Below are 13,304 nucleotides of genomic sequence, written 5' to 3'. Positions count from 1 at the left end.
TCTTTTATGCGTCTTGGCTTTTCTTTTAGTATAACATATTTATGTCCTGGTCAAGCTTTTTCTCTTTTTAGATCTTCAATTTGCTGCTACTTTAATTAAACTATCTTTAACCTTTTTTTATAAGTTTCATCTATATTTATTTCTTTGTTATTATTCAGTTCATTAAAACTTACAATTCTCTTTATCTTAATTCTTTTTTTCTTAAGGTGCCTAATCAATGGATCATATCCAGTATCTTTGGAGTAAATTATGAAGGTTTTATTGATTTTTTTTTCTTATATCTTCTAACAATCCTTCAAACCACTGAAAATTTACTATATGATGAGAAAGTGAATTTTCCAACATTTTTTTAAAATAAGTAGGCATAGTTTCGCAATGTTCAAGAGATTGTTCTAATAAATAAATTTTCTTTTTAGTTTGTTCGATTTGTATTTTTATTAGTTTTGTTAACTCCTCGCTTTTATATTCATTAGCAAATAGCATTGCCGCATAAAAAGATAAGTTTATATAATCTGTCTTAGAGCCATACTTATACATCAATTTTTCAAATTCTTTATCCCCTAGTTCAGTGATAATATAATTATGAGTATCTCTAGTATTATCTAATTGGTCAATTTTTTTAATATATCGTTTTTCTTCTAATTGTTGAAGATTATAATAGAATGACCCTTTAGTGAAATTTACTATATATTTATACTGTCGCTCCTCCATTAAGGCTAATAATTCGTATCCGTAGGAACCTGAGCTTTGTTTTAATAAACCTAAAATTAGTAATGGTATCAAAGAAACACCTTCTTTATATTCATCATCAAAATTGTGCTGATAGTTGTTCCGCAATTGTAAAGTTTAACCATTGTTGATTTGTATAAACTGAGATTCAAATTCATCATACGATATTTTCTCTAACGCAAAATCCATACTTTTTATATATATCTTTTCTGCTTTTGTATGTGTTCTAGCATTATTAATTTTTATCAACTCATTTTCATTAATCAATGGCTTCAACACATGTTGTTTATTAGAAAAGTCCTCAAAATAGCGCATCCCAAATTTTCTTTGAGAAATTGCATCAATATGAATACCATCAGGATTAGAAGTTAAACCTAATGCTGTGACAAAGCAACAATTATCTTGTTCGACAGTAAATTTCTGTAACTCTTGATTAATAAGGTTATATTCCGTGCAGCCTTTTCCAAATCCATTTTTGCCTAAAAAATCTCCTAACCCACCAATAATGACAGGAATATCTGGAGCATTCAACTCCTTTCTAAGAGCTTCAATAATTATAAGTAATTTTTTGTAATAGACTTTGTAGTTACCATTCATACTATCAGTTTCTCCTTGATGCCATAGAATTCCTGTTAACTTACTACTTTGCATAGCAAATTTAGCTTCAGTTATTGCATGTCTAAAAAGTATTTGATCTACAGCCCATTCATCCAGAGTGCTTCCACCCTCAGCACAAGGAATTAACCCAATAGTATCTTCTTCATTTTGACGACACCACGCATCTGCAAATGAACCGACCAGACTTATTCCTGAAACAGGACGGTCATAATTGATGGGTTCAGTCATCATTTGCCATCTACCATTACGCAACATTTGTATTCTTTCATTATAAATCGGGGTTACTTCATGAATAAACCCTCGTCCAGCCATATTCGACTGTCCTAGGATTAAAAACGATTTAACCATTTTTCTCATCCTTCCCTTTTGTTTAACATTTATAAAGATATGTTTCAGTTCTCAATAAATGTTACGCCATTGCTGATTTATTTAATTTTTTACTCATTAGACACATAGTCTAATTAGACTACTCTCGCTTATATATTATAGTCTAATTAGACTAATTGTCAATTATATTTTTTTTAAGAAGTAAACCCTATGATTGATTTACGACATGTTATTCACTGATAGACGTACTGTATTTGAATATAAACAGAAAAAATCCCCTTCAGTTGAAGAGGATACATTTACACAGTTTAGTTATGCGTGTAACCAATTGGGTATAGAAATTAGAACCAGTTTCCTAAATATTATTTATAATAGGAATGGTAATAGACTAATGTCGTGAAAAATTAAAATTCCACAGCTTAAAAGTATCCTTCCTATTAAATAAAACCCTTTTTTTAATAAAAAATTATTCTCGATAGTTTGATTGTATTAAATAAGTTTTAGTTGCATAATCCTTTTTTTGTACCATATCTATAAGAAAATCCGTTCCGCATATTACGATTTTACTTTACTATACTTATATTATCCTTAAGTACTAAAAGTAATCTTTTAATTTTCTTGGGCCTGCAAGTACCTCTCTATCTACGAACAAAGTTCCATCCTCCTTTGTGTTAATATACCATTTTACGAGTTTGATATTACTAAAACAAATTTCCATTGATGTTATGCATCTAGGATGAACACAGCTTCCATCGTTGAAATATGGAGGCTCACCTACTTCCGGGAACATAGGCCTATGTGTATGCCCTGCAACTAGCATCTGGTTTTCTTTTATTACCCATTTAATTAGTTTTTTTTCTACTGCTAGTTTTTTATGATAATTCTCTGCTGTTCTGGTTGGATCCTTTACTCCAAAGGAGTTAAGAGGTCTCCATAAATACCTGACCAAAAATCTGGTCAATCTCCACACTTTGTAATTTAAACAATCAACTTGATGTCCGTGTGTTAAAAAAATCTTATCGTTAGTAACCGTATTCCTTAATATTAATCCCTCGTGGAGTTTAATATTTTCGAACAAAGGAATATATCTTTCCTCCGGCTCATCAAAATATGTGTATAAATTTTCTTTCACAAATCTATCATTCTTTTTTACCATATCATGATTTCCATAAATAAAATAGAGCCTATCTTCTTTATAGAATTTAGACAGAAGCCAAAAAATATCGCTATGTATCCTCTTAATATCAGAAAGTTTTTTATTCTCCCAAAGCTCATCTCCGTCCCCAATCTCTATATAAGTGTAATGTTCATCATAGTAATGAGTTAAGGCGGCAAAATAAATGTTTTGATTGTTTGAAAAATCATCTGACCATCTTCCATCTCCTCTATGGCAGTCACTCATTAAAACAATCTTGGATGAATCGTCAATAAGAATTTCCTCCGATGACTTAAAAACTTTAGATAAGTGCTTTAATGTATTCATGCTCCCCCCCATTTTAACCATCAATTTACCTTTTTATATCTGTATATATTCTGATATTTGTAAATTCATGATTTTCTTATTATCACTGCTTCATACATTTAATAGTTACTCCAAAGATTATTACACTAGTATATATATATTCAAATAAGGCACAAATGGTGATAGTTGTTACTTTTATGTATGATATAAGTACTATATTTTGATATGATTTATTACCACATTTTTATTTGTGAAACATCTTTTTAGGAAAACCAACTAAAAAATGGAAATGGTCAGCTATTTTTGTTGACAAGGTGACGGTAGTAATCAAAGCGATGCACTATGAACAATATTATACAATTTTAGATGATAAGTTGATAATAATAATAATAATAATAATAATTGCCTCACTAGTATGGTATGCTCTTATCCCCCTATCTAACGAGAAATACCCTTAACTTTAATAAAGGTGGTCGCCCCCCAAGCATCAGTCTGAGGGAACCTAAAACACACTTCAATTTTCAGTTAAAAACCTCTAAATGCTTTGACACCAGCGTATCAAGCATTCTCTGAAATCCAAAAGTAGTAGTAAGTCCCGTTGTAAAAAACAATAAGATTCTACCTACCGCTGAAAAAACTCGAACAAAGCTACCCATCATAACTTTAAATGGATAAAACACGAACTTATTTCCAAACAAATGATAGGTGGGTATGGTTTTTTTGATCAATGCATATTTTAAAAAGCTTTGTTGCATTACAAAAAAAGATCACAAAAAAAATAAATAAAGCCTGTATATAACCAGGCTCATTCAAATAAACTAAAGTTATTAAATGTATATTATCACAGAACTAATAACAAACTGCAAATAAATTATATGTGTTTAGGTTCTTTTACCTTTTCCTAAAATTAAATCTATAATGAACACAATAACAGCAATTATAAGTAACAAATGAATCATACTACCGCCAATTCTAAGTATTAATCCTAGTACCCAAAAGAATACTATTATACCGCCTATCCAGCGTAAGAATACCATGTAAATCAACACCTTTCGTAATATATATTATGATAACTTAAATCTAATTATAATATTCTAATTAATTTTAAGGTCATCTTTCTCTTAAATTCAAATACAACAACTCCACCAATTATTGCTACCTGTAATTCACACTTTTTTTATTCTTGATTTTTTCCAAGCTATTTACGCTTTCGCTTTCGTTTTTCTAAATAATTTATTCCTGCTTTAATTATTTCACTTATAACTTGTACATAATCAACGGCTATTTCAGTCTTTTTTACTATTGAGCCTGAGGAGTCAGCTATGTTTTTTTCTATAGTTTCAGCTGTGGCTGCTATATTTGTAATTCCTTCGCTTACTTCTCCCGTTATAGCCTTAACATTAGAGGCTATAGCTGGTAATGAGGCAATCGTATTATCTAAGTTATTTTTATTTCTATCAACTATATACTTAATATCCTTTAGTATGCTATTTATATTTTTTAATGCAAATCCTAAATAAATTAATATAATAATACCCACAACAGAAAGTACAAATATTAAGACTTCACTAAGTGATATTGAAACTACCATATGCCCCATCTTCTATCCTCTTAGATTTTTTCAATGTTTTCCTTTGTATTTTGAAGCTTTGGTTTCAAACCTATATGGCTGTTATAATTTATTTTTATTAAATTTATCTATCAAAGGAATAATTAACTTATAAGAGTCATATTTTTTAATTTTTTCTTTGCTTTGAAAATATCTATTAATTGCATTTAATTCCCCCCCTAATAGGATAATTAAGGTACTAACATATAACCAGCTGATTAAAGCTATAATACCACCTAAACTTCCATAAACTTTTTGATAATTGGCAAAATTATTTACGTAAAAAGAAAATAACAAAGAAGTAGCGACCCACCCAACAGTCGTAAAAATAGTACCTTTTATAACAGTATTAAATTTCAACTTTCTATTTGGTACATACCTATATATTAAAGAGAATGTAGTAAACATTGTTAAAAGAGGAATACAGTATCTTAAAAATGACCAAATAATATTAAACAATAGAGTCGCTCCTATTAAACCAAAAACATAGTTTCCTATAATTTGTCCGAATACTATCATAAAAAATGACAGTATTATCATAATTATTATCCCAATAGTAGAAACAATGGCTATCAAATTAAGTTTAATAAAATTACGATTTTCCTCTATGTCATAGGCTTTATTGAGACATTTAATAATAGCGGATATTCCTTTAGAGGCTGCCCAAAGACTTCCTATCATACCTACAATCAAAAGAGTTTCACTTTTAGATTGTAAAGTCTCTACCACAACGCTTTTTACTAAAGCACCAGTCTCATTGGGAAGAAATTTATTAAAATTTGTAATAAGTATTTCACTTGAAAGAGGAGTAAAACTTAACAAATTAATTAGGAAAAGTAAAAAAGGAAAAAAAGCTAGTATTAAGTAATATGTCATTTGAGCACTCATCGATGGTAAATCATCATCCTTATACCTAAATATTAGTTGTTCCATATATCTAAATAAAAGGGAGCTTCTTAAATTTTCAATTGTAATTACCTCCTCTAAGATCAGTAGTAATCTGCCTTTTCTCGTTTACCTAAGATATAAAATTTTATCCTTAATAATGTAATATACGAATAGCACTTATATACTTTTAGTATTGAGTTTTTTATGAACTTGAATGATTTAAGAGCCGCCACACCAATTGGAACAATTTGGTCATTGTCACCATGAATGTTGGCCGGTTCACCAGTCCTTATAATAAATCTACGTACCATCTTTTGTAATGATCCTACCATTGATTTATCTCCTTTTTATTTATTATTCTAAAATAATTTATTTTTAATTTTTCAATTTTTTATTTTTTTCACATTGTTTTGAATATTCTTTCATTTCATTATATCACACTTTTAGCTATATTCCAACATTTTTCGACCCGGCAAGATCATCAAATTTGGATGTATTAAAAGCCTTTTGCTGAGTATTTTAAGTCGATGTAGTAACTAACCTCAAAAAAGTCCCTACACCCTACATTATAGGAACTTTTTGGCTCCACAATCTGTTATATTTTGTTGTTCCATTAAACTACCTCCTGTTGTTTTATTTCTCCAACTTTTAACTTATTCGTCACTTTTAATAATGTTACCTAAAAATGTATTGTAGCAAATTGGTATTATTTTCTTATTAACATATATTTGTATTAAATACATTTGTATTTAATATACTAAATTCTGCATACTTTTCATATGAGAGCTTTTATTTTAATTGGATAATATAGAAATAAAAAATGCTAAAGCTTCTTAAGCTTTAACATTTTTTAGATTACTTATTTATAATAATAAACACCATCTTTAAGTTCTAATTGTTATTTACCCATGAACATATCAATATCATCATCTACATTACTTATTCCACCAATGCCAAAGCTATCAACTAATACTTTTACCACGTTTGGCGATAGGAATGCAGGAAGGGTTGGCCCTAAATGAATATTCTTAACTCCTAAGTGTAATAATGCTAGTAATACTATAACTGCTTTTTGTTCATACCATGCAATATTATAAGAAATAGGAAGTTCATTTATATCATCGAGTCCAAATACTTCTTTAAGTTTAAGCGCAATTACAACTAATGAATATGAATCATTACATTGACCAGCATCTAGTACTCTTGGAATACCGCCAATATCACCTAAATTCAATTTGTTATATTTATATTTTGCACAACCAGCTGTAAGTATAACTGCATCCTTTGGGAGCTTCTGAGCAAATTCTGTATAATAATCACGGCTCTTCATACGTCCATCTCAGCCTGCCATTACAAAGAATCTCTTTATTGCTCCGCTTTTAACAGCATCCACAATTTTGTCTGCAAGAGTTATTACTTGATTATGAGCAAAGCCTCCTACTATTTCACCTTTTTCAATTTCTTTAGGTGCTGCACATTTTTTAGCTTTTTTAATTATTTGAGAAAAATCTTTCGCTTTTCCATTTACTCCGTCTTCTATATGCTTAACCTCTGGAAAACCTGTTACTCCGGTAGTGTATATTCTATCTTTATAAGATGGTTTTGGAATCACAATGCAGTTTGTAGTCCTAAGTATTGGACCGTTAAAGCTATCAAATTCCTGGTTTTGTTTCCACCATGCATTTCCGTAATTACCTACCAAGTGCTTGTACTTTTTAAATGCAGGATAATAGTTAGCAGTATTAGTTTTAACTCCTATATTAACTTTTGTTATTTCAGGGTTTCCGTAACTTGTGGTATTTGCTTTATCAAGTAGTGCCATGGCATCCACACCGTATTTACCACATTCAAGTACTAAAGCTACAAGTTCATCAACTCCTAGAGTATCGTCCAAAGTTGAAGCTAATCCCTTTTGAGTAAATGCATGAAGTCCTTCATCGTCATATCCAAGGTTATTGGCATGCTTAGCATATGCAGCCATTCCTTTAAGCCCATAAATTAGAAGTTCTCTTAAAGATCTTATATCTTCATTTTGCGTTGATAGTATGCCAACAGTTGCGGCTTTTTCATCAAATGCTTTTAAGTCATTAGAAAACCAAACTGCTGCATCAGGTAAATTTAATTCTTCCTCTTCTTTGCTAAAGCCAAATGTATTAAATCTACTGCAAAATCTTTTCCTTCTGAGTATAAATTGTCTGTTAAGTCGTTAGTATTTTTTGTTGACTTAGAAATTTCATTCATATGAATTTTTACTTTGTCATTGAGCTCATCTAAAATATTATGACCACTATCTACAATATGATGCTGCTTTACAGTCTCCGATAACAGCTTGCTCATATCTTGAATAAAAGCAGTAGTTTCATTGTGAAACAGGACTTCCATATGTGATGTTTCCTGTTATCTTAATTCTATAGGAGTTGTGCATTTTTCTTATTATATTTCCGTATCCCTAGCCTCAGAACTCTTTTTGATCACTACTACAAATACTCCAAAAAACAACAAAAACCCCTGAATTCAAGGGTTTTCCATTGTATCAAACTTGTTGTTTATGTATGGTGGAGGCGAACCGTACCTAACTATATCACTGTCCATTATAAGAAGTGAATTATATAAGTAACATCCACAAAATTCCCAACCTGAACTCTCAAGACTCCCAATGACAGGTTTTAGTTTCTTTAAGATTTTTTATTTACCACCATACCTACCAGATTTTAAAATAATACCAATTGCATCTGTTGTTGATACCCATTTTTGTGGAGATAATACAAATCCATTTTTACCTGCTTCATTTCTAAACCCATCGAATTCGGCGGGTTTAGAATTTAGATTATTCCTCTTCTCCCATAATCCTAAAAATTCTATAGTATCTTTATTTCTAAGCCAATTACGGATAACATCATTTGGTTCATCACTTTTATATTTCGCAATATCAGTTAAACTAATATAATCATCTTCATTTCCCTTTGAAACAACAGAAATCTCTGCTCCGTTTGCATTTATAGTTGCTTTGTATTCTTTATTCTTATGCATTAGTTACACGCGTAAGACCTGGGTATATTGGACATATAACCTTTCCAAGTATAACATTGGATTAATCATGGATACTTTTAGTCAATCTTCTCCTAGCATTTCACTTAGATACATTGGTATTAATCAAGAGCAAAAATATGAGTTGTATTCGATAGTACAGTTTTAAAGGAGATATCACTTAAGATATCTCCTTTAAAACTGTGCATACTCACTAACTATTGATATTAAATAAATAAGTAGCAAGAACCTGGTATTATTTACAATTACATTACATTTAGTCACCTATGCTTTTGTATTATTGAGCTTTTTTTTAAGGACTTTAATGCACTGTCCAATCCTAATTATAATTAAATATCTTGAAGTTAAGTTATTATTAAACCAATAATTATTACAATTACAAAAATTATAAATCCTACGGAAACTAGAGTTATTCCCCTTTTGTAGTTTTTGAATTTTAGATCACATATTTTTGAGCATATGTAAATTTGTGAGATTAAGTCATTCCTTTGTACAGCTTTAGTGCTTTTCCCAATGATTTTCTTAAAATCCTTGTATGATCTAGTGTTTGCTATTGTTGAAAAGAAAATCGATGAATCCACTTTTATTCCTGATTCTTTATATAAATTCATATCTGTTCGAGGCACTAATACTTTAAATAAATAGTGACATCCTTTACAAATAACGTATATAGAAATACCAAGAACAGCAAGATATAAGAACGAAAAAAAATTTTTACTATTAATCATACTGATTATTATATTTTTAAATTTAACAGCATAGTCTTTAGATAATAAAATCGCAAAAACAACTCCGATTGCACCAATTGCAATCGAAGTTTTTGTATCACTATTTTCAATCCATAGATTTATGCGGTCAAGTGTCTGGTATAGATCATCTTTTTCATATGCAAAACTCTCTTCATCCATGAATAGCCCCCTAATAGCCCATTAATTTAAGTTTGTCTATACATTTCACCAAATAATCTCGAGTTTCAGCGGTCAATGGTTTCAATAAACGCCTTTCGATAACACCTTTTATCTGAGAATGACAACCTGTCTTTCTTACAATGTTTTCTACGGTAGTGTCTAAAATCCATGAATTGTATTCAGCCTGAATGCATAATGCGAAGTATGCCTCTGTATTCATATTAAGATTTTGATATATATCTACTAAAGCATAGCATATTTCAGCTTTTACAATTGTTTCATTTTTATCAATTCTTGACCCTAGCTCTATTAAAAGTTTCAAATGCTTTTCCCAAAAATCTTTTCCCATTTCAACCTGTAAATTCTTTTTACAATGTACAATTGAGAATATTTTAAAATTAAGTTCATATTCATCTCTTTTATTTTTCGCATCAATACTGTTTACTGAAGACTGCTTTGCATTTAATTGCGATTGGAATTGATTTAATTTTGTTTCATTTTGTAAATTAATGGCCTCCTTTACTTTAATCTGTTCCTCTCTCTTTTTTAATTCATCGAGTTTGATCGCACCTTCTGCAGATTTTTTCGCAATCTCGTCAATGAGAGTCACAGCTTCTTTCGTCATCTGATCAAATATATCCTTAACAAACGAATTTTTACTATCTGTTGCCAATATTGCTTTTACATGGTCTACTTGTATACTTTCATCCAGTTCCAAGTAATAGTCTGTAGCTATATAACCCTTATACGTTCGCGTTCCTTTAACTCTTGATACCTCCACCCATTTACTATCATCTATTTCAAATTCATTAAATGTGTCCGCATCTATGAATATCTCACCGCCATAGGCTAAGCTGCAATATCTACTAGCATTATTGGTTGTTGAGCCTACCCATACAATTCCAAGTTCATTTTCGCAGCTTTCATCGGCTTCCTTGCCGCGCATACCTGCTTTTGCAATCATAATTGGTCCAGTACATATTCCAATGCCACACCCAATATTTATCCCTTTAATATGCTTTTTAAGTAATGGATTTAAACAATAATCTATAAGTGTTGTTATATACCTTCCAGCCTTTATAGCTTTTTGGGATGACAATTTATTTATGTCATTATCAATAGAATCCTGAAACACACCCATTATTCCATCGCCAGCGAATTGTCTGCTATACCCCCCTGAATATCTAATTGCTTGAATTATTAACCTAATAAATGAACGATAAATTTTAACCATCTTCTTTGATTTTAACTCATCAGTCAATTCAGACGATTTACGCATATCCACAAAAAGTATTGATAGTTTACCTTTAAATACTTTGTTAGAATCGGATACATCGGATAATGGTGGAATCCCATCAGTTAATTCAATATTCTCTATCGGATCAGATAATATCTTATCAATGGCAGATGAGACAAATTCATATTCATTTTTATTTATATCTACAGACATATAACTTCACCTCTATTTACAATTTGTTATGTACCAATCGTTCATTGCACTGTCCATAAGATTTCTTTCGTAACATAGACTTGTTTTATTATAAAGTTATAATTTCTCCTTTTATATAAAATCTTTTTATACGGTTTATATAGTCATAAAATTTATTATCATTATCTTCTCTTTGTTTATCGTCATTTTACTGAGTTTATTTTCCTCAATACGCCCCTTTAATATCGAATATAAAATAAAAATAAAATCAACAAGACGGTTATATAAATATCTTCATCCCTTTTGTAGCCCTCCTACAATTTTAGATTTCAATTCATCTATATCATAAAACCTTCCATCAATTTTAGAGTGCAAGGCTGAATGGCAATTAGGACAAACTGGTCTCAAATCCTTTATAGGATTAACTTCATAAGATTCATGAATTTCAGAAAGTGGCTTTACATGATGAACATGTATTATCCCTTCAAATTCCTCACCATAAACCTTTGCAAAATCAAAGCCACAAACTACACATATAAATCCATAATGTTCTATACATGCTTTTCTTGCTTTGTAGCTTCTTTCATAGGCATTAACAACAATCTGTCTTTTTGCTCCTTCAATAATTTTCCCGTTGTATTGCCTTGGAAGTTCATCAGGTAAAATCGGAATTTGCTTTGATTTAATTAAGTTACTAATTTTATCCAAAAATTGAGAATCTATTTTTTGTTTAGACTGTGAAAAAACAGTTATATTATTATCTATTCTATTTATTTCAGCTAACGTAATTGATTGAAATACCTTAACCGAATTCACATCAAACCTATATACCCCATAATTTTCACCATCCACAGGTGTATCAAACCTATCAATACTCAAAAGCTCTGCCGTGGCTATAATCAAATTATCAAATTGGAAGAGTACTAGAGAACCTTCATTTACGTCCATTCCATATTTCTTGAAATAATACATACCATTTTGATTATTTATAAGTCTTCCTAAAAAATAGTTATTCTGAACATCCTCTATACTCCATCTCGGAAATTCTGCTTTGCTCATTGGCAGTATTCTTATTGATAATTTAACATCATTATCTACTTTTGTTGTCGGTCTAGGCAAGTCAATATCTATTTTCAAATAATCTGCAAGCTTATACCATTCAGTAAATTCTCTAATTTTCTTACATTCTTCCTTAAATACCTCTCTAGGGGTTAATTTTTTAGCTTCAGGAAAATATTCAACATAAAGCTTATAAAATCCTGATCCAGCTACATCTCTACCTTTAGTAATAACTTTTGCTGAAAGAAATGGCAATCCCAATTCAAAGCACAGTTCTGAAATAACTCCAATGTTTCGTGGAACTTGCCTATGATGAATTATCGGTTCAACTCTATCCCCTAATTCTTTATATTCTACACAAGGTTCTTTTTTCATAACTGTAATCAAAAGCTGTTCTGCAAGCTTTATTTGCTCTACCGTTAGTTTAATCATACTCTAATCTCCTCATATTTCATATTTAATCACCTTAAGTACTTTTAATTATAACGAGATTATATTTTTAATGACACTGAATCATTGCTACAATTTGGCCTTCTTTCAGCCCAAGGCATATTTTGAACTCCACCGTATTTATTAAAAAGCTTTGATTCCAACTCGTTGCATTTATCTGTCGAACAATGTTGCCATGCTATAGTTATTCTATCTCTATTTTCATTATTGATATGTTTATTTAATCCACAAGCTGTGTTTAAACCATAATATTGCTGCATTCTTTTCTGCACTCCAATCACAGCACTTCCTACTTTCATTAATTCGCCATCTAATCTCAAAATGTACACTCCTGGGCTATTTTCTAGATTACTAGAATTAGCTGCGCTTTTTAATGTTGCAGTTCCACAACTACCTGTTCCAGTTTTTTTGTTGATTTCTATTTTAACATTTTCTAATTTTTGTTTCGCATCATTTATTCTTCTTGCATATTCTGGATTATTCATTTCCTTTGATTGCTGAGAATTTGATACTTTCCTCTCATATTCATTAATTCTATGCTCTGCATTTTTTAATGCTTGTCCTTGTTGTTTTGCACCTTTTTCAGCAAGTGCAGACAGTAATTCAGGTCCTTCCTCTATAATTGTTGCTGCAAATTTCCCAACTTTGTCCCAAAATCCCATATTAAGCCCCCAATAATTTTGATTATACCATAAGTTATACTACTATTTTATTACAAAATATGCAACGTTTTATTATTTATGTCAATATAACTATATGATGGGATTTTTAATTAAC

At 30.3% G+C, this 13,304-nt stretch carries 14 protein-coding genes and 2 pseudogenes; 1 reads left to right on the top strand and 15 read right to left on the bottom strand.

From position 1 onward, the window contains the following. Positions 1-258 precede the first annotated feature (258 nt). The 11 genes and pseudogenes from KPL51_RS04290 to KPL51_RS04240 form a co-directional block, all read right to left on the bottom strand. Positions 259-783 carry a PadR family transcriptional regulator gene (locus tag KPL51_RS04290; protein ID WP_216157835.1) on the bottom strand — a complete coding sequence of 175 codons (525 nt, stop codon included), beginning with the start codon at positions 781-783 and terminating at the stop codon, positions 259-261. 63 nt (positions 784-846) lie between these two features. Then, on the bottom strand, positions 847-1,695 hold the full coding sequence (locus KPL51_RS04285) for a sialate O-acetylesterase (protein WP_216157833.1): 849 nt from the start codon (positions 1,693-1,695) through the stop codon (positions 847-849). A 574-nt stretch (positions 1,696-2,269) separates the two neighbouring features. Next, entirely contained in the window at positions 2,270-3,157 is an 888-nt protein-coding gene (locus tag KPL51_RS04280; protein WP_216157832.1) for a metallophosphoesterase, read from the bottom strand. Between the two features lie 500 nt (positions 3,158-3,657). Beyond that, positions 3,658-3,816, bottom strand: a complete 159-nt coding sequence (locus KPL51_RS04275) for a hypothetical protein (protein ID WP_216157830.1) — start codon at positions 3,814-3,816, stop codon at positions 3,658-3,660. A gap of 201 nt (positions 3,817-4,017) precedes the next feature. Then, the gene (locus KPL51_RS04270; RefSeq protein ID WP_216157828.1) at positions 4,018-4,173 is read right to left on the bottom strand and encodes a lmo0937 family membrane protein; all 156 of its coding nucleotides are present in this window, start codon (positions 4,171-4,173) and stop codon (positions 4,018-4,020) included. Between the two features lie 161 nt (positions 4,174-4,334). Next, the gene (locus KPL51_RS04265) at positions 4,335-4,736 is read right to left on the bottom strand and encodes a hypothetical protein (RefSeq protein WP_216157826.1); all 402 of its coding nucleotides are present in this window, start codon (positions 4,734-4,736) and stop codon (positions 4,335-4,337) included. Positions 4,737-4,808: 72 nt separating this feature from the next. Then, entirely contained in the window at positions 4,809-5,678 is an 870-nt protein-coding gene (locus KPL51_RS04260) for a YihY/virulence factor BrkB family protein (protein WP_216157824.1), read from the bottom strand. A 56-nt stretch (positions 5,679-5,734) separates the two neighbouring features. Further along, positions 5,735-5,965, bottom strand: coding sequence for a hypothetical protein (locus KPL51_RS04255; protein ID WP_216157822.1), 231 nt, complete (start codon positions 5,963-5,965; stop codon positions 5,735-5,737). Positions 5,966-6,531: 566 nt separating this feature from the next. Next, a pseudogene (gene hcp, locus KPL51_RS04250) lies at positions 6,532-7,770 on the bottom strand (hydroxylamine reductase); the annotation flags it as partial. After that, positions 7,752-8,015: a hypothetical protein gene (locus tag KPL51_RS04245; RefSeq protein ID WP_216157820.1), complete on the bottom strand. Its 264-nt coding sequence runs from the start codon at positions 8,013-8,015 to the stop codon at positions 7,752-7,754. The pseudogene hcp and the gene KPL51_RS04245, both read right to left, overlap by 19 nt. Positions 8,016-8,318: 303 nt before the next feature. Continuing rightward, the gene (locus KPL51_RS04240; protein WP_216157818.1) at positions 8,319-8,663 is read right to left on the bottom strand and encodes a KilA-N domain-containing protein; all 345 of its coding nucleotides are present in this window, start codon (positions 8,661-8,663) and stop codon (positions 8,319-8,321) included. 10 nt (positions 8,664-8,673) lie between these two features. Here KPL51_RS04240 and KPL51_RS23345 point away from each other — a divergent pair. Beyond that, positions 8,674-8,829, top strand: a pseudogene (locus KPL51_RS23345) (tyrosine-type recombinase/integrase); the annotation flags it as partial. 196 nt (positions 8,830-9,025) lie between these two features. Here KPL51_RS23345 and KPL51_RS04235 read toward each other — a convergent pair. The 4 genes from KPL51_RS04235 to KPL51_RS04220 all read right to left on the bottom strand — a co-directional run bounded on the left by KPL51_RS04235 (position 9,026) and on the right by KPL51_RS04220 (position 13,189). Beyond that, positions 9,026-9,589: a Pycsar system effector family protein gene (locus tag KPL51_RS04235; RefSeq protein ID WP_216157816.1), complete on the bottom strand. Its 564-nt coding sequence runs from the start codon at positions 9,587-9,589 to the stop codon at positions 9,026-9,028. 10 nt (positions 9,590-9,599) lie between these two features. Further along, the gene (locus tag KPL51_RS04230; protein ID WP_216157814.1) at positions 9,600-11,039 is read right to left on the bottom strand and encodes an adenylate/guanylate cyclase domain-containing protein; all 1,440 of its coding nucleotides are present in this window, start codon (positions 11,037-11,039) and stop codon (positions 9,600-9,602) included. 273 nt (positions 11,040-11,312) lie between these two features. Beyond that, on the bottom strand, positions 11,313-12,509 hold the full coding sequence (locus KPL51_RS23340; protein WP_224853713.1) for an HNH endonuclease: 1,197 nt from the start codon (positions 12,507-12,509) through the stop codon (positions 11,313-11,315). 59 nt (positions 12,510-12,568) lie between these two features. After that, complete coding sequence (locus KPL51_RS04220; protein ID WP_216157813.1) at positions 12,569-13,189, bottom strand: hypothetical protein; 621 nt, start codon at positions 13,187-13,189, stop codon at positions 12,569-12,571. Between the last annotated feature and the right edge of the window lie 115 nt (positions 13,190-13,304).

Origin of the sequence: Clostridium bowmanii, from assembly GCF_018861315.1 — a bacterium.
Taxonomy (GTDB): Bacteria; Bacillota; Clostridia; order Clostridiales; family Clostridiaceae; genus Clostridium_AD; species Clostridium_AD bowmanii.
This window is presented reverse-complemented; position numbering and strand designations above follow the sequence as displayed.